This window comes from Pseudoroseomonas sp. WGS1072 (genome assembly GCF_049340465.1).
In the GTDB taxonomy this organism is placed as follows: Bacteria; Pseudomonadota; Alphaproteobacteria; order Acetobacterales; family Acetobacteraceae; genus Pseudoroseomonas.
Genome location: NZ_JBMPSU010000001.1, coordinates 2,455,747 through 2,470,989 on the forward strand (window position 1 = coordinate 2,455,747; position 15,243 = coordinate 2,470,989).

The following is a 15,243-nucleotide window of genomic DNA, read 5'->3' on the forward strand; positions in this document are numbered from 1 at the left end:
ATCGTCCGCCATGCCCGTCTCCACCGCCCTGCCGCCCTTCACCACCCAGCACTGGCAGGTGACCAAGCCGGCCGCCCACGGGCGGCGGGGCATGGTCGCGAGCCAGAGCCGCGCCGCCGCCGAGGCCGGGGTCGCCGTGCTGGAAGCGGGCGGCAACGCCGCCGACGCCGCCGCCGCCACGGCCTTCGCCCTGGCCGCCATGGAGCCCTGGAACTCCGGCCTGGGCGGCATCGGCTTCGCCCTGGTCCACCGGGCCGGCCAGCCGCGCGCCGAGCTGCTCGACTTCGGCCCCGTCGCCCCCGCCGCCGCCGATCCGGCCGATTATCCGCTGACCGGGCGGATGAAGCAGGACCTCTTCGCCTGGCCGGAGGTGGAGGGGGACCGCAACATCCATGGCCCGCTCTCCTTCGTCACCCCCTCCTCCGTGGCGGGCTATGCGACGCTGGCGGAGCGCTTCGGCAGCGGCATGCCGCTGGCCGAGCTGCTCGGCCCGGCCATCGCGCTGGCGCGCCGCGGCCTGCCGCAGGACTGGTACACCACGCTGAAGATCGCGAACTCGGCCCGGGTGCTGCGGCTCTACCCCGAGAGCGCGCGGATCTACCTGCCGGACGGGCTGCCGCCGGTGGCCCCCTATCAGGGCGCACCAGGCTTCTTCCGCCTCGGCCGCCTGCCGGAGACGCTGGAGCGGCTGGCCGGCGCCGGCTGGCGCGACTTCTATGAGGGCGAGATCGCCGCCTCGATCCTGGCCGATGTGCGCGACCTGGGGGGCCGCCTCTCGGCCGCCGACCTCGCCGGCTGCCGCGCCGTGGTGCGCCCGGCGCTCGACATTCCCTGGCGGGACGGCCTCACCCTGCAGGGCGCCGGCGGGCTGACCGCGGCACCGACCCTCGCCCGGCTGGTGCGGGAGATGGGCCGCCTCACCCCCGGCGCGGCGCCGGACGCCGCCTGGTTCAGCGCGCTCGCCCGCGCCATGCAGGCCGCCTATGCCGAGCGGCTGGAGGGGTTGGGCGCCGCCGTCACCCCGCCGGAAAGCCCCGAGACCTGCACCACGCATCTCACGGTGGTCGATGCCGAGGGCAACATGGTCGCGATGACCACGACGCTGCTCTCCTCCATGGGGAGCCGCGTGGTGCTGCCGGGCAGCGGCGTGCTGATGAACAACGGCATGATGTGGTTCGACCCGGAGCCGGGCTCGGCCAATGCCATCCGCCCCGGCGCGCGGCCGCTCTGCAACATGTGCCCGGTGACGGTCTCGGACGGCACCGGGCCGGTGCTGGCGCTCGGCGCCTCGGGCGGGCGGCGCATCCTGGCCGCGGTCTATCAGATGCTGGCCTTCAGCCTGGATTTCGGCATGGACCCGGCGGCGGCCGCGCATCATCCGCGCATCGACGTCTCCGGCCCCTCCGGCATCACCGCCGACCGCCGCCTGCCCGCGGAGGTGCTGGCGGCGCTGGAGGCCCAGGGGGAGGCCCAGGGGGAGGCCCAGGGGGAGGCCCAGGGGAAGGAGGATGGCGGGGTGCTGGCGGTCGAGCACGCCGTGCTGCCGGTGAACTTCGCCTGCCCCAACCTGATCGCGCGGGATGGCGAGGGTTTCACCGGCATCAGCGATGTCATGACGCCCTGGTCGGCGGCAGTGGCGGCGCGCTGAGGCCCAGGATACGCCGAGGCTTAAGGCGCCCGATTCCGGGTCGCGCCCGAAGGGCCGGACCGCGTCCGCCGTGCGCAGGCGACAGAAGGCCTGCCGCCCGATGCGCAGCGCGACCAGCAGCAGCAGCGTGACCAGCGGCGCCACCACGGTGGCGGCCGCGCCGATCTGCGCGCCGATGGCGGCGGCGATGATGCTGACCAGGGCCGCCTGGGTCTCGCCCCGCGCCGAGAACAGGGCCTGCCGCAGGTCGTCGTAGCTGCCGTCGCCGCCGCAGAGGAAGGCGCGGAACTCCCGCTGCACGGCCTCCCAATAGGTGATCGGCGGCTCTCCGCCGGCGGGGCCGGCGCGGGCGCCGAGCAGGATGGCGATCTCCCGCGCGGTCATCGTGTCGGAACGCAGGTAGCGGCCCTGGCGCAACAGGCCGAAGACCGGGCCGCCGGTGAGCCCGTCCTCGGTGAAGAGTCGCAGCGGATCGTCATCCATCGGCACCACCCCTCCGTGCCCCGCCGGCCGCCGCGCGGGCGCGATCCTAGAGCAGGTCCCGGCGCGGGCCGTGAAAAAAGCGCGCGGCCTTCAGCGCCGCAGCGCCAGCGACAGCCCCAGGCCGATCAGCGCCAGCCCGGCCAGGTGGAAGCCGTGCAGCCTCTCGCCCAGAAGCGCGACCGCCATCACGGTGCCGAAGGCCGGGATCAGATGGATGAAGAGCCCCGCCCGGTTGGCGCCGATCAACTCCACGCCACGATTGAAGAACAGGTAGGAGAGCAACGAGGGAAAGACCGCCAGGTAGAGGATCACCGGCAGCAGCGCGGCGTCGAAGGCGGCGGAGGGGGCGAGGCTCGCCCGCTCGATGGCATAGGCCGGGCCGAGCGCCGCCAGGGAGAGCGCGATGCTGGCGGCGAGGAAGCTCAGCGGATGCAGGCGCGGCCGCAGCCGCAGGCAGGCGGAATAGAGCGCGTAGGACAGCACCGCCGCCAGCACCCAGAGATCGCCCGGGTGCAGCCGCAGGTGCAGCAGGTCGTCCAGCGCGCCATGGCTGGCGATGGCGATGACGCCGCCGATCGAGACCAGCACGCCGAGCCATTGCCGTGGCCGCGCCCGCTCGCCGAAGAGCAGGAAGCTGCATGTCAGGATGGCGAGTGGAATGACCGACTGCAGCAGCAGGCCGTTCACCGCCGGGGTCGAGCGCAGGCCGAGATAGACCAGGGTGCTGAAGCTCATGATGCCCAGCAGCGCGAGCAGCATCAGCACCGGCAGGCTCCGCCGCAGCACCGGCCAGTCGCGCCGCAGATGCGGCCAGGCGAAGGGCAGCAGCAGCGCCAGCGCCAGGCTCCAGCGCCAGAAGGACAGGAAGAAGGGCGAGGCCGACGCGTGCATCGCCCGGCCGATGACCAGGTTGCCGGCCCAGAAGAGCGAGGCCAGGGCGAGCAGCAGGACCGGGGCGTTCCAGAGGCGGGCGAGGACGGGGCCGGCCATGTCGCCTCAGGCCGTGGCCAGCAGCGCGACGCCGAGCGAGATCAGCCCGATCGCCGCGATCTTCTGCGCCCCCAGGGTCTCGCCGAAGGCGAAGTGGCCGATCAGCGCGACGAGGACATAGGAGGCGGCGGTGCAGGGCAGGGCGACGCTCATCGGCAGCTTGCGCAGCGCGACGATGTAGAGCATCGCGGCGCCGCCGTAGAAGCCGAGGCCGATGATCGTCTGCCAGCGGAAGAGCTGCGCCAGGAAGGCGCCGCCGCCCAGCGTGCCCGCCTTCAGCAGCACCTGCCCGACCAGCGAGGTGCCGATCGCCGCCGCCAGCACCAGCCAGTGCAGCATCACGCCCCCGCCGTCTCGCGCGCGGCGGGCACGGCGGCCGGCGCCCGTGCCGGGATCACCTCCCGCACCACCCCCTGCGGCTTGCCGTTGGCCGAGAGGAAGGCGCGGCCGAGATACTCGCCCATCACGCCGAGGATGAGGAACTGCACGCCGGCGATCAGCAGCGTCACCGTCATCACCGAGGCCCAGCCGGAGGGCGTGTCCTTGGTCATCGCCTCGATCATGGTGAAGACGGCGCCGATCATGCCGAGCAGGCCCATGCCGAGGCCGGCGAACATGGCGAGCCGCAGCGGCATCAGCGAGAAGTTGGTGGCGAGGTTCAGCCAGAGCCGGATCAGCCGGCGCATGGTGTAGTTGCTGCGCCCCTCGGCGCGGGCCAGGTGCATCACCTCGATGCTGTCGATGCGCTGCGTCACCTGCATGACCAGCCCGTCGATATAGGGATAGGGGCCGGTGTAGCGCGTCACCTCGCGCGTCACGAGCGCCGACATGCAGCGGAAGGAGGAGAGGTAGAGCCCCTTCGGCTTGTCCATGAGCTGGTCGGCCACCCAGTTGGCGAAGCGGCTGCCGAGGTTGCGCCAGCCCTCGTGCTTCTTCTCGGCATAGCGGGTGTAGACGACGTCCCAGCCGCCCAGCCGCGCGTGGTCGTAGAGCCGCAGCACCTCCTCGGGCGGGTTCTGCAGGTCGTCATCCATGGTGATGACATAGGCGCCGCGGGCGTGGCGCAGCCCGGTCATGACGGCGTTGTGCTCGCCGAAGTTGCGGGCGTGCTCGATGAAGGTGAGCGGCACCGTCGCCGTGGCGGCGAGCCGGCGGCAGACCTCGCCGCTGTTGTCCGGGCTGCCGTCGTTGACCAGCACGATCTCGATGCCGCCTTCGGGCTCCAGCGCCGAGAGCGCGGCGACGAGGCGCCCCACCGTGTCGGCGCCGCGATAGACCGGCACCACGATCGACAGGCCGATGGCGGCGGGAGAAGGGTTCATGGCGGCGGTCTCGGGGGGCTGAGGGGATCAGGCGGCGCCGGCCGTGGCGGTGAGCAGCACCGAGCCGCCGGCCGGCCAGCGCAGGCCGAGGCGGGTCAGCGCGGCTTCCGCGACGGTGGCGGCATGCAGGCTGGCATCCAACCATGGCGGGAAGGGGGCGACGTCGCTGGCATCCGACTCGCCGCGCGCCAGCAGCTTGCGCTGCGCCACCATCAACGGCAGGAGCAGGGCGTTCCAGTAGCGGGCGCGCACGGCGCCGAAGCCCGCGCGGCGCAGCAGGGCGCGGGCGCCGCCGGCGGTGTAGCGGCGGGCGTTGTGCACCCGCCGGTCATGCGCCGAGTGCAGCCATTCGAAAGCCGGCAGGTTCAGCACCAGCAGCCCGCCCGGTGTCAGCACGCGGCGCATCTCGGCCAGCGCGCGCGTCTCGTCCACCGCCGCGTGGCAGAGCACGTCGGCGCTGGCCACGGCGGCGAAGGCGGCATCCGCGAAGGGCAGGCGGGCGGCGTCCCCGGAGACGATGGCGGCGCCCGACTTGGCGGCGGCGCGGGCGGCGGCGGCGGGATGGTACTCGAGGCCGTAGAGCGGCCGCCCGGGCGCCTCCCGCGCGAGATGCCGCAGCAGCCCGCCGGTGCCGCAGCCGATATCGAGCAGCGCGCCCGGCGGCGCCGACCGCAGGGCCCCGGCGAGGCGGGCGCGCAGCGCGCGGTACCACCACATGCCGTCCTCGGCGGCGTCCATCAGGGCGTATTCGGCGGGGTCCATCACGGGAAATTGTGCCAGTGCCCGCGGCCTGCCGCAATGCCGGCGCAAGAAGGGGCTGCCCCGCGGGCCGCGCCATTGCGCGATCCCCTTCCGGGGGGAAGGATGCCCGCCACCCGCGATGACGCCGAACCCCAGTTCCCCCGCCGACCGGAGGCCCGGACCCGGCCCCGCCTCCCGACGGGCCGGCGCGCCGCCGGCCGGGCGGCGCCGCCTGCTCGCCGCGCTGGCGCTGCTGCCGGCCGCCGCCTTCCTGTCCATGGTCCTGGCGCCGCCGCTCAACCATGATGTGGCGGCGGTGCTCGACTTCGCCCTCCGCATGCGGGCGGGAGAGGCGCTGTATCGCGACCTGATCGACGTCAACCCGCCGCTGATCTTCCTGCTGAACCAGCCCGCGGCCTGGCTCGCCGGCTGGCTGCCGCTGGAGGCCGGCCAGGCGTTGCTGCTCTGTCTGCTGGCGCTCTGCGGCGGCGTGCTGTGGCTCTGCGCCGGGCTGCGCCGGGGGCGCGGAGAAGGTCCGGTGGAGCGGGCCGTGATGACGGCGCTGCTGCCGCTGCTGCTGGTCTGTGCCGGCTATGATTTCGGCCAGCGCGAACAGCTCATGGCGGTGGCCGCGCTGCCTTACCTGCTGCTGGCCGAGCGGCGCATCCTGGGATTGCGGACCCCGCCCGGCGCCTGGCTCGCCACGCTGCTGCTGGCCGCCGCCGGCTTCGCGCTGAAGCCGCATTTCCTGGCCGCCCCGGCGCTGGTGGAGGCGCTGGTCCTGCTGGCGCGGGGCCGGGCGGCACTGCGCGACCCCTTCCCCTGGGCCATGGCGGCGCTCTGGGCGCTCTACCTCGCCGCCATCCCGGCCTTCTTCCCCGGCTATTTCGGCCATGTCGTGCCGCTGGTCTGGGACTGGTATGTCGGGCTCGGCGGCGTGCCCTGGTGGCGCGTGGCGCTGACCGAGGTGCTGGGCAGCGGCATCGCCACGACCCTCGGCCTCGCCGTGCTGGTCGGACTGGCGCCGCGTGGCGCGGGCTGGCTGCCGCGCCTCGCCGTTGCCGCCATGCTGGGGGGGCTGGCCGCGGCGCTGGTCCAGCACAAGGGGTGGAGCTACCACCTCGTGCCGGTCTGGATCTGGGGCGGGCTGGCCGCGGGGGCCCTGTCCGGGCGGTTGGCGGACCGCGCGCTCGCTCCGCCGCGGGCCGCCGGCGCGGCACCCTGGCTGGCCGTCCTGGTGGCCTTCGGCTTCGGCCTCTTCACCCTGCGCGGCGGCGAATCGCCCTGGGTGCAACTGGCCTATCCCGGCAGCGCCGGCGCCCGCATCGCCGCCTGGCTGGAGCGGGAGGCGCCGGGCCGGCCCCTGCTGGTGCTCTCGCCGGACATTCCCACGGTCTATCCGGCGGTGGTCTATGCCGGCTCGCGGCTGCTGCTGCCCTACATGAGCACCTGGCTGCTGCAGGCGGTCTACCAGGACTGCCCCCAGGACGGCCCCGACCCGGCCGCGCGCTATCACGCGCCGGCGGCGATGGGACCGGCCGAGCGGGCCCTCTTCGACACCGTGGCGGAGCGCCTGGCGCGGGAGCGCCTGGCGCGGGAGCGCCCGGCGGCGGTCCTGGTCGCGCGCCATGCCGGCATTCCCTGGTGCGGCGGGGATTTTGACTTCATCGCCTATTTCAGCCGTCATCCGCTCTTTGCCGAGGCCTGGGCAGGCTACAGGCTGCGGCACGAGATCGACGGATACCGCCTGTACCAGTGGGAGGCCCGGGGCAGGGCCGAGGGGAGGAACTGATGCCGTATCAGGATTATGTCGGCCGCAGCGAGACACGGCGGGACCGGGTGGATGAGCGCCTCGTCGAGGGGCTGGCCGCCACGCTGTCCCGCCCCGTGCCGGCCGGCGGGCTGCCGCCGCTCTGGCACTGGATGCTGTTCCAGGACTGGAAGCCGGCCGAGGGGCTGGGGCCGGACGGCCATCCGAAGCGCGGCGGCTTCCTGCCGCCGGTGCACCACCTGGAGCGGCGGATGTGGGCCGGTGGCCGCGTCACCTTCCAGGGTGAGCTGCGCGGCGGCGACGCGGTGGAGCGCACCAGCACGATCCTGAAGGTCAGCGGCAAGACCGGCGGCAGCGGCGAGCTGGTCTTCGTCACCGTCCGCCACACGCTGACCGGCCCGCGCGGCCCGGTGCTGGAGGAGGAGCAGGACATCGTCTATCGCGGCGCCGGCGGGGCCGCGATCAAGGCGGCCGATCCGGCGCCGGACTGGCCGGAGGCCAGCCGTGCGGCGGTGATGCCGGACAGCGTGCTGCTGTTCCGCTATTCGGCGCTGACCGGCAATGGCCACCGCATCCACTACGACTTCCCCTACGTGACCACGGTCGAGGGCTATCCCGGCCTGGTGGTGCACGGCCCCCTGCAGGCCACCTGGCTGGCGCAGCACGCGCTCGACATGGCGGGGGAGGGACGGCGCCTCGCCCGCTTCACCTATCGTGGCCAGCGCCCGGCGATCGGCGGCCATGCCCTGACGCTGCTGGGCCAATGGGAGGGCGGTCAGGAGGCTGGCCGCATCCGCCTGGAGACGCGGGACGACAGCGGCGCCACCTGCCAGGTCGCCGAGGCCGAGCTTGTCTGATCGAAAACCGCTGGCCGGGGTGCCGCCCCGGCCGGCCGCCAGGGCCGCGCTGCTGGACGAGACAGTGCGGGGCATCGGCTTCGTCGCCGCCGGCTACGCGGTCATCGCCTGCGCGGACGCGGCGATGAAATGGGCGATGCCGCAACTCGGGCCGGCGGCGGCGATGATCTGGCGCGGCCTGTTCGGCGCGCTGGCCATCGCCGCGCTGGCGCGCGGCGCCTCGCTGCGGCCGGTCAATCTCCGGCTGATCGCCGGGCGCAGCCTGCTGCACTGCGTCGTCACCGTCGCCTACTACGTTGCCTGGGCCTCCGCCCTGCCGCTCGCCGACACCTATGCCGTGGCCTCGGCGGCGCCCCTGCTGATGACGCTGCTGGCGATTCCGCTGCTTGGCGAGCAGGTGGGCTGGCGGCGCTGGCTCAGCACCCTGGCGGGTTTCGGCGGCGTGCTGGTGATGCTGCAGCCCGGTGGCGCGCTCTGGCGCTGGGAGGCCGGGATGCTGCTCTGCGGCGTCGGCCTGATGGCGCTGACGCGGATCTGGACGCGGCTGCTCTCGCGCAGCGACACGCCGGCCACCATCGCCTTCTGGCTGCTGCTGGCGCATGTGCCCGTGGGCCTGCTGCTGCTGCCCCTGTTCCCGCCGCCCGTCCTGTTCCCCGACTCGGCCACCATGGCGGTGGTGGCGCTGCTCGGCTGCGCCAATGGCGTGGCGCATTTCCTCTTCGCCCGCGCCTTCGCCCTGGCGCCGGTCTCGGCGCTCGCGCCCTTCGAGTATTCCACCCTGGTCTGGGGGCTGCTGCTCGGCCTGGCCATCTGGGGTGAGTTCCCGGCCGGCGCGACGCTCGCCGGTGCCGGCATCGTCATCGCCGCCGGGCTCTACAACCTGCACCGGGAGCGGATGCGGGCGCGCGACAAGCGCCAGGCGCTGGCGCGCGGGATGCCCCTCGCGGGGGGCGGCTGATGGTGATGCGCCATGACGTGCGGCGCGGGGCGCTGATGATGCTCGGCGCCACCGCGCTCTTCACCCTGATGGGCGCCCTGGTGAAGGCGCTGGGCGACCGCATTCCCTTCCCCGAGCTGATGTTCTTCCGCAACGCCCTGGCCCTGCCGGTGGTGCTGGCCATCGGCCTGCGCCGCAAGGTGACGCTCAGGACCCGGCGGCTCGGCGGCCATGTCGCGCGCGCCGTCACCGGCATGCTGGCGATGGGCTGCTCCTTCTTCGCGCTCACCGTGCTGCCGCTGGCCGAGCAGACGGCGCTGACCTATTCGACGCCGCTCTTCGTCACCATCCTGTCCATCCCCTTCCTGGGCGAGCGGCCGGGCATCCACCGCTGGGGCGCGGTGATCGCGGGCTTCCTCGGCATCCTGGTGATCGCCATCGGCCAGGGGGCCTTCGGTGGCGAGCGGCCGGTGCCGGCGGGCGCCGCGCCCTGGCTGCTCTGGGCCGGCTTCGCCGCCGCCTCGGTGCATGGCCTCTTCTCCGGCCTGACCACCATGCTGGTGCGGCAGCTCTCGGGCACCGAGGCCAGCGCCACCATCGTGCTCTGGCAGTCCATCCTGATGACGGCGATGAGCGCGGTGCTGCTGCCCTTCGTCTGGGTGACGCCCTCGCCCGCCGACCTGCCGCTGCTGCTCGGCATCGGCCTGCTGGGCGGGCTGGCGCAGGTGCTGCTGACCGAGGCCTATGCCAGCGCCCAGGTCTCCTCCCTCGGCCCCTATTCCTACACTGCCCTGGTCTGGGCGATCCTGCTCGGCTGGATCGCCTGGGGCGAGGTCCCGACCCTGCCGATGCTGGCCGGCGCGGGGCTGATCGTCGCCGCCGGGCTCTATATCCTCCACCGCGAACTGCGCAGGAGGCGCGCGTGAGCATCCCCTTCATCAAGGATGACCCCCTTCCCACCGGCGTGGTGGAGGACCTCGGCCGGCCGGGCGGCGTGCGGCTGCGCCGGCTGCGCTGCGGCAATCCCGGCCCCTTCACCTTCCTCGGCACCAACACCTACCTGATCGGCGAGGGGCGGGTGGCGGTGCTGGATCCGGGGCCCGAGGACGCGGCGCACCGCGCGGCGATCCTGGCGGCGCTCGGCGGCGAGACGGTGAGCCATATCCTGGTCAGCCACACGCATCGCGACCACTCCCCGGGCGCCGCCGCCCTGCGGGCCGCGACCGGCGCGCCGTGCCTCGGCTTCGGCCCGCACATGACGCCGCCGGGCGCGGGCGGGGAGGGCGGCGACCATGACTTCCGCCCCGACCGCCGCCTGGCCGATGGCGAGGCGGTGGAGGGCGAGGGCTGGCGGCTGACGGCGCTCCACACCCCCGGCCATTGCGCCAACCATCTCTGCTTCGCGCTCGAGGGCACGGGCGTGCTCTTCTCGGCGGATCATGTGATGAGCTGGTCGACCAGCGTGGTCAGCCCGCCGGATGGCGAGATGGCGGCCTACATGGCGGCGCTGGAGCGGCTGATCGCCCGTGGCGACAGTCTCTACCTGCCCGGCCATGGCGCGCCGCTGGCCGAGCCCATCCGCTTCGCCCGCGCCCTGCTGGCGCACCGCGGCGCGCGCGAGGCGGCGCTGCTGGCGGCGCTGCGGGAGAGCGGGCCGGCGACGGTGCCGGCGCTGGTGGAGCGGCTCTACAGTCCGATCGACCCGCGGCTGGTCGCGGCCGCCGGGCGCAGCCTGCTGGCGCATCTGCTGAAGCTGCGGGCGGAGGAGCTGGTGCGCGAGGCCGGCGAGACCTGGGCGGCGGTGTGAGCCGGGCCGGTTGCAACCCGCCCGGCCCGCGCCCATTGCTGTTCTGCCGTCCCGCCACCGGCGCGGCGGACAGAACCCCACCAGCCTGGAGACCGCAGCATGTCCCGCCGCGCCCTCGCCCCGGCCTTTACCCTGGCCCTGATGGCCCCGATCCTCGCCGCCGCGCTCGCCGCCCCGGCGGCGGCGCAGCGCCGGCCCGCCGGGGCCGACCCGTCCTTCACGGTGGTCAACGACACCGACCGCCCGGTGGAGCATCTCTTCGCCAATCCGCCGGTGATCCGCGACTGGGGCCATGACCGGCTGGCCGAGCCGGTGCCGCCGGGCGGGCGCCGGCTGATCCGCCTCGATCCCGCCGGCGGCTGCCGGCAGGATGTGCGGGTGGTCTATGTCGGCGGCGCCGTGCAGGATCTGCGCGGCCTCGACACCTGCGCCCGGCATCTGGTGCGGCTCGGCGGCGCCGACGCGGCGGCGCGGCGCGCGCCCTATCTCTTCCTGCGCAACGAGGAGCGCCGGCCGGTCTCCCAGGTCTTCGTCTCGCCCTCCGGCCAGCCGGACTGGGGGATGAACCGCCTGACGGTCAGCCCGCTGCCGCCGGGCGCGCAGTTCCGCCTCGCCCTGCCGCCCGGGGAATGCGGCTATGACGTGAAGGTGGTCTTCTTCGATGGCATGCCGATGGAACGGCGGGGCCTCGACCTCTGCACGCGGCCGGACCTGCGCCTGCCCTAGCGCCGGCGCGGCCCCGCCTCGTTGAGCGCGAGGTTCTGCTGCGCCAGCTCGGCGGCCGCGCTGGTGGGCGCCACGGCGATGACGCGCTGCCAGTCCCGCCGCGCCCCGGCGGTATCGCCCTTGAGCTGCGACAGGATGCCGCGTTCCAGCAGGCCCTCGGGATTGTCGGGGTCGAGCTTCAGCGCCGTCTGCACGGCGGTCAGCGCCTCGGCCGCGCGGTCGAGCTGGCGCAGCGCCGCGGCGCGGAACACCCAGGCATCGGCGCGGCCGCCATCGCGGCGGATCGCGTGGTCGAGATCCTGCAACGCCTCGCCGTAGCGGCCGAGCATGCCGGCGGCGACGGCGCGATCGACCAGCAGGGCCGCGTCCTCGGGCGAGAGGCTGAGGGCCAGGGTGCTGGCGCCATAGGCGCGGTTCACGTCGCCCGCCAGCATCCAGGCCTGCGCCGCCTGGGCATAGACGGCGGCGCGGACGGCGGCCGGGGCGCCGGAGCCGGCGGCCAGCCGCTCCAGGCGCGGCGCGGCGCGCTCTGGCTCGCCCAGGGCCAGCAGGCCGAGCGCCAGGCAGTGGCGGGCGGCCTCGCCGCCGCCCTCCTCCTCCCAGCGGCTGGCGCGGGCCAGCGCGCCTTCCGGATCGGTGCGGAGGCGGGCCAGGCAGGCGTCGTAATCCGGCCCCTCGGCCAGGCGCGGCCCCTCGGCCTCGGGAGAGGGCGCCGCGGGGACCGCGCCCGGGGAAGGAGCGGGGGAAGGGGGAGTCGCGGAGGGGGGAGCCCCGGGAGGAGCCTCTGGCGGCAACGGCAACGGCAGCGCGGCCCCGGGAGCGGCGCGCCGCTCGGCGGCGACGGAATCCCGGTGCGGCAGGCTCGCGGCGGCGAAGGCGGCCAGCAGCAGCGTGGCGCAGGCGGCGGCGAGGGTGGGGCGGAGAGGAAGGCGCATCGGCCGGCAGTCTAGAGCAAACTCCGGCCGGATGGGATCATCCGATCGGCGCTGGCCAGGGCGGCATGCCGGTGTCAGGACGCAGGCGGCCGGAAACAGGAGGGGGCGGGAAAGGTGATGGGCGAGCGGCGGATGGTCATCCTGGGCCTGGGCTATGCCGGGGCCGCGATCGCGCGCGCGGCGCGGCGGGCGGGCTTCGAGGTCGCCGGCACGCGGCGCGCGCCCGGCCCGGAGGAGGCGCCGCCCGGCGTCGCCCTCCTGCCCTTCGCGGCGGCGGGCGAGGCCATCGCCGCGGCCAGCCACCTGGTCATCACCGCCGCGCCGGGCGAGGCGGGCGATCCGGTGCTGGAGGCGCATCGCGCCGCGCTCGCGCGGGCGGCGGGCCTGCGCTGGGTCGGCTATCTCTCGACCACGGGCGTCTATGGCGACCGCGACGGCGGCTGGGTGGAGGAGGCCACGCCACCCGCGCCCGGGCAGGAGCGGGGCCGTCGCCGCCTTCGGGCCGAACAGGATTGGGCGGCGGCGCTCGCCGGGCGCGGCGTGGCGCTGGACCTCTTCCGCACGGGCGGGATCTACGGCCCCGGTCGCAGCGCCCTCGACGAGCTGCGCGCCGGCCGGGCGCGGCGGGTGGACGCGCCACGGCACCGCTTCTCCCGCATCCACCGCGACGACATCGCCGCCGCCGTCCTTGCCGCCGCCCTCCGCCCGGCCGCCCCGGAGATGCCGCGCGTGCTGCATCTGGCCGACGACCTGCCCTCCACCGGCGCCGAGGTCATGGAGGAGGCCGCCCGGCTGCTCGGCCTGCCGCCGCCGCCCCTGGTGCCGCTGGAGCAGGCGCTGGCCGCCATGTCGCCGATGGGCCGCAGCTTCTGGGCGGAGAACCGGCGCGTCGCCAGCGGTGCCACCCAGGCGATGCTCGGCCTGCGCTGGCGCCACCCGACCTATCGCGAGGGGCTGGCGGCGATCCTGGCCGCGGAGAGGGGCGCGGCGGGGAACGAGGGCGGCGGCTGAGGCGGTCCCGGGCCGCGCGCAAAGCGCGTGCAAAGCGCCGGCCCCTGCCTTATTCCGCCGCGATGGACACGCGGCAGACCTTGTTGGCGCATTGCGCCGGCCATCTCGACACCCTGCGCGCCGAGGGGCGCTACCGGGACTTCGCTCCGCTGGAGAAGATCGCCGGCCGCTTCCCGGTCTATCGCTGGCACAGGGCGGGCGGCGCGCGGGAGATCACCGTCTGGTCCGCCAACGACTATCTCGGCATGGGCACGCATCCGGCGGTGCTGGCGGCGGCGGCCGGGGCGGTGGCGCGGATGGGCGTCGGCGCCGGCGGCACGCGCAACATCTCCGGCACCTCGCCGCTGCATGCCGAACTGGAGGCGCTGCTCGCCGCCTGGAACGGCAAGGCGGCCGGGCTGATCTTCGGCAGCGGCTACACCGCCAACCAGGCCGCCCTCTCGGCCCTGCTCGCCGCCCTGCCGGGGATGGAGGTCTTCTCGGACGCGATGAACCATGCCTCGATGATCGACGGCATGCGGCGCAGCCCGGCGCGGCGCCACATCTGGCGCCACAACGACCTCGGCCATCTGGAGAGCCTGCTCGCCGCCGCCGACCCGGCGGCGCCTAAGGTCATCGCCTTCGAGAGCGTCTATTCGATGGAAGGCGACGTCGCCCCGCTGCATGCCATCTGCGACCTGGCGGAGCGCTACGGCGCGCTCACCTATCTCGACGAGGTGCATGCCGTCGGCCTCTATGGCCCGACCGGGGCCGGCATCGCCGAACGCGACGGCGCCGCGTCGCGGATCGACATCATCCAGGGCACGCTGGCCAAGGGCATCGGCGTGGTCGGCGGCTATGTCACCGGCGAGGCCAGTCTGGTGGACTATATCCGCTCCACCGCCGGCGGGCTGATCTTCACCACCTCCATGCCGCCGGCGACGGCGGCGGCGGCGATCGCCAGCATCCGCCACATCCAGGGCGATGCAGCGCTCCGCCGCCGGCTGGCCGAGCGCGCCGTGGCGTTGAAGGCGGCGCTGGACGCGGCCGGGCTGCCGCGGCTCGACAGCGCCAGCCATATTGTGCCGGTCCCGGTGCCCGGCGCCGGGCGCTGCCGCGCCGTGGCGCGCCGGCTGCTGGAGGAATTCGGCCTCTACGTCACGCCGATCAACTATCCCACCGTGCCACGCGGCACCGAGCGGCTGCGCCTCTGCGCCACGCCGCATCATGACGACGCGATGATCGCGGCCCTGGTGCGGGCGCTGGGCGCCGTGCTGCCGGCGGCCCAGGCGGCCTGAGCGTCAGTAGAGCCGGCGCAGGCGCAGGCTCTCGGCGCCCCGCGCCAGCAGCTGCAACTCGCTCCCCGCGAAGCGCCACTGCGTGGCCCCGTCGCGCGCCGCCTGGAAGGCCCGGCTGATCTCCTCCACCGCCGGACGGCAGGCCATCAGCGTGCCGATGCCCTGGTGGCCGTCGCGCCGGATGCCGCCATCGGGCGCGAGCCGCAGCCCGCCGGCATAGCGGTTGCAGCCGTCGAAGCCGGCGATGTGACCCTTCTCGTCGATCTCCAGCGTGGGCGGCTGCTCCGCCGCGACCGGCCGGCCGGCGATCCGCGTCACCACCCAGCGGGTGTCCTCCAGCCGCCCGGGCGGCAGTTCTTCGCCGCCGCAGCCTTCCAGCCGTTCCCCGTCGATCTTCAGCACGGCCCGTTCAGCGAAGCGGGCGCCGCTCATGCTGTCCTCGCAGGGGCCGGGCCGCAGCGTGAGGGCGAGGCCGGCGGCCTCGTAGCGGCGGCCCTCCGGCGGGTTCTCGGTGGCGGGCGCGGGGGCGGTGCGGTCGGGCAGGCCGGGGCGACTCAGGCGCATCTGCCCCGCGCCGATGCGCAGGCTCCAGAACGGCTCGTTGCCGCTGGCGCGGACGGGCTCCGCGGTGGCCGGCATGGCCGGGCCCGAAGCGGGGGCCGAAGCGGCACAGGCGGCCAGGGGGAGAAGCAACGGGAGAAGCAAGGGGAGAAGCGGGAGGCGCGGGCGGTCTCGCAT

Annotated in this window: 16 protein-coding genes; 10 read left to right on the forward strand and 6 right to left on the reverse strand. The window is 74.7% G+C overall.

Features of this window, described 5'->3' with window-relative positions:
* Positions 1-10 precede the first annotated feature (10 nt).
* Together ACF3NH_RS11635 and ACF3NH_RS11640 are read left to right on the forward strand one after the other, a co-directional pair.
* Positions 11-1,648 (forward strand): gamma-glutamyltransferase, encoded by a 1,638-nt coding sequence (locus ACF3NH_RS11635; RefSeq protein WP_422922962.1) that lies wholly within the window; start codon positions 11-13, stop codon positions 1,646-1,648.
* Between the two features lie 100 nt (positions 1,649-1,748).
* Positions 1,749-1,904 (forward strand): hypothetical protein, encoded by a 156-nt coding sequence (locus tag ACF3NH_RS11640; protein ID WP_422922964.1) that lies wholly within the window; start codon positions 1,749-1,751, stop codon positions 1,902-1,904.
* A gap of 317 nt (positions 1,905-2,221) precedes the next feature.
* Here ACF3NH_RS11640 and ACF3NH_RS11645 read toward each other — a convergent pair whose 3' ends face one another.
* From ACF3NH_RS11645 to ACF3NH_RS11660, 4 genes are read right to left on the reverse strand one after another with little or no spacing between them, the layout of a single operon-like run.
* Positions 2,222-3,121, reverse strand: coding sequence for a DMT family transporter (locus ACF3NH_RS11645; protein WP_198366398.1), 900 nt, complete (start codon positions 3,119-3,121; stop codon positions 2,222-2,224).
* Between the two features lie 6 nt (positions 3,122-3,127).
* Complete coding sequence (locus ACF3NH_RS11650) at positions 3,128-3,460, reverse strand: EamA family transporter (protein WP_198366399.1); 333 nt, start codon at positions 3,458-3,460, stop codon at positions 3,128-3,130.
* On the reverse strand, positions 3,460-4,443 hold the full coding sequence (locus tag ACF3NH_RS11655) for a glycosyltransferase family 2 protein (RefSeq protein WP_198366401.1): 984 nt from the start codon (positions 4,441-4,443) through the stop codon (positions 3,460-3,462). Before ACF3NH_RS11655 ends, ACF3NH_RS11650 begins: the two co-directional genes overlap by 1 nt.
* Before the next feature lie 27 nt (positions 4,444-4,470).
* Positions 4,471-5,205 carry a class I SAM-dependent methyltransferase gene (locus ACF3NH_RS11660; protein WP_198366593.1) on the reverse strand — a complete coding sequence of 245 codons (735 nt, stop codon included), beginning with the start codon at positions 5,203-5,205 and terminating at the stop codon, positions 4,471-4,473.
* Positions 5,206-5,323: 118 nt separating this feature from the next.
* Between ACF3NH_RS11660 and ACF3NH_RS11665 the strand changes: the two genes are divergently transcribed.
* The 6 genes from ACF3NH_RS11665 (at position 5,324) to ACF3NH_RS11690 (ending at position 11,282) form a co-directional block, all read left to right on the forward strand.
* Complete coding sequence (locus ACF3NH_RS11665) at positions 5,324-6,976, forward strand: hypothetical protein (protein WP_422922967.1); 1,653 nt, start codon at positions 5,324-5,326, stop codon at positions 6,974-6,976.
* Positions 6,976-7,812, forward strand: a complete 837-nt coding sequence (locus ACF3NH_RS11670; RefSeq protein WP_422922969.1) for an HTD2 family dehydratase — start codon at positions 6,976-6,978, stop codon at positions 7,810-7,812. Before ACF3NH_RS11665 ends, ACF3NH_RS11670 begins: the two co-directional genes overlap by 1 nt.
* Positions 7,805-8,770: a DMT family transporter gene (locus ACF3NH_RS11675; protein WP_422922971.1), complete on the forward strand. Its 966-nt coding sequence runs from the start codon at positions 7,805-7,807 to the stop codon at positions 8,768-8,770. The genes ACF3NH_RS11670 and ACF3NH_RS11675 overlap by 8 nt, the downstream gene beginning before the upstream one ends.
* Positions 8,770-9,675 carry a DMT family transporter gene (locus ACF3NH_RS11680; RefSeq protein WP_198366404.1) on the forward strand — a complete coding sequence of 302 codons (906 nt, stop codon included), beginning with the start codon at positions 8,770-8,772 and terminating at the stop codon, positions 9,673-9,675. The genes ACF3NH_RS11675 and ACF3NH_RS11680 overlap by 1 nt, the downstream gene beginning before the upstream one ends.
* Positions 9,672-10,556 carry an MBL fold metallo-hydrolase gene (locus ACF3NH_RS11685; RefSeq protein WP_422922974.1) on the forward strand — a complete coding sequence of 295 codons (885 nt, stop codon included), beginning with the start codon at positions 9,672-9,674 and terminating at the stop codon, positions 10,554-10,556. Before ACF3NH_RS11680 ends, ACF3NH_RS11685 begins: the two co-directional genes overlap by 4 nt.
* 99 nt (positions 10,557-10,655) lie before the next feature.
* Positions 10,656-11,282 carry a hypothetical protein gene (locus ACF3NH_RS11690; RefSeq protein WP_422922976.1) on the forward strand — a complete coding sequence of 209 codons (627 nt, stop codon included), beginning with the start codon at positions 10,656-10,658 and terminating at the stop codon, positions 11,280-11,282.
* Here the strand turns inward: ACF3NH_RS11690 and ACF3NH_RS11695 are convergent.
* Entirely contained in the window at positions 11,279-12,217 is a 939-nt protein-coding gene (locus ACF3NH_RS11695; protein WP_422922978.1) for a tetratricopeptide repeat protein, read from the reverse strand. The genes ACF3NH_RS11690 and ACF3NH_RS11695 overlap by 4 nt on opposite strands.
* A gap of 117 nt (positions 12,218-12,334) precedes the next feature.
* Between ACF3NH_RS11695 and ACF3NH_RS11700 the strand changes: the two genes are divergently transcribed.
* Together ACF3NH_RS11700 and hemA are read left to right on the forward strand one after the other, a co-directional pair.
* Positions 12,335-13,228: a Rossmann-fold NAD(P)-binding domain-containing protein gene (locus tag ACF3NH_RS11700; protein ID WP_422922980.1), complete on the forward strand. Its 894-nt coding sequence runs from the start codon at positions 12,335-12,337 to the stop codon at positions 13,226-13,228.
* 62 nt (positions 13,229-13,290) lie between these two features.
* The gene (gene hemA / locus ACF3NH_RS11705) at positions 13,291-14,505 is read left to right on the forward strand and encodes a 5-aminolevulinate synthase (RefSeq protein ID WP_422922982.1); all 1,215 of its coding nucleotides are present in this window, start codon (positions 13,291-13,293) and stop codon (positions 14,503-14,505) included.
* Between the two features lie 3 nt (positions 14,506-14,508).
* On the opposite strand, the gene ACF3NH_RS11710 is transcribed toward hemA, so the two are convergent.
* On the reverse strand, positions 14,509-15,144 hold the full coding sequence (locus ACF3NH_RS11710; protein ID WP_422922984.1) for an META domain-containing protein: 636 nt from the start codon (positions 15,142-15,144) through the stop codon (positions 14,509-14,511).
* Between the last annotated feature and the right edge of the window lie 99 nt (positions 15,145-15,243).

Excerpts from the sequence above, each read along its gene's own strand:
- ACF3NH_RS11635 (WP_422922962.1), top strand. The coding sequence starts at position 11 with ATGCCCGTCTCCACCGCCCTGCCGCCCTTCACCACCCAGCACTGGCAG.
- ACF3NH_RS11640 (WP_422922964.1), top strand. The coding sequence starts at position 1,749 with ATGCGCAGCGCGACCAGCAGCAGCAGCGTGACCAGCGGCGCCACCACG.
- ACF3NH_RS11645 (WP_198366398.1), bottom strand. The coding sequence starts at position 3,121 with ATGGCCGGCCCCGTCCTCGCCCGCCTCTGGAACGCCCCGGTCCTGCTG.
- ACF3NH_RS11650 (WP_198366399.1), bottom strand. The coding sequence starts at position 3,460 with ATGCTGCACTGGCTGGTGCTGGCGGCGGCGATCGGCACCTCGCTGGTC.
- ACF3NH_RS11655 (WP_198366401.1), bottom strand. The coding sequence starts at position 4,443 with ATGAACCCTTCTCCCGCCGCCATCGGCCTGTCGATCGTGGTGCCGGTC.
- ACF3NH_RS11660 (WP_198366593.1), bottom strand. The coding sequence starts at position 5,205 with ATGGACCCCGCCGAATACGCCCTGATGGACGCCGCCGAGGACGGCATG.
- ACF3NH_RS11665 (WP_422922967.1), top strand. The coding sequence starts at position 5,324 with ATGACGCCGAACCCCAGTTCCCCCGCCGACCGGAGGCCCGGACCCGGC.
- ACF3NH_RS11670 (WP_422922969.1), top strand. The coding sequence starts at position 6,976 with ATGCCGTATCAGGATTATGTCGGCCGCAGCGAGACACGGCGGGACCGG.
- ACF3NH_RS11680 (WP_198366404.1), top strand. The coding sequence starts at position 8,770 with ATGGTGATGCGCCATGACGTGCGGCGCGGGGCGCTGATGATGCTCGGC.
- ACF3NH_RS11690 (WP_422922976.1), top strand. The coding sequence starts at position 10,656 with ATGTCCCGCCGCGCCCTCGCCCCGGCCTTTACCCTGGCCCTGATGGCC.
- ACF3NH_RS11695 (WP_422922978.1), bottom strand. The coding sequence starts at position 12,217 with ATGCGCCTTCCTCTCCGCCCCACCCTCGCCGCCGCCTGCGCCACGCTG.
- ACF3NH_RS11700 (WP_422922980.1), top strand. The coding sequence starts at position 12,335 with ATGGGCGAGCGGCGGATGGTCATCCTGGGCCTGGGCTATGCCGGGGCC.
- hemA (WP_422922982.1), top strand. The coding sequence starts at position 13,291 with ATGGACACGCGGCAGACCTTGTTGGCGCATTGCGCCGGCCATCTCGAC.
- ACF3NH_RS11710 (WP_422922984.1), bottom strand. The coding sequence starts at position 15,144 with ATGCCGGCCACCGCGGAGCCCGTCCGCGCCAGCGGCAACGAGCCGTTC.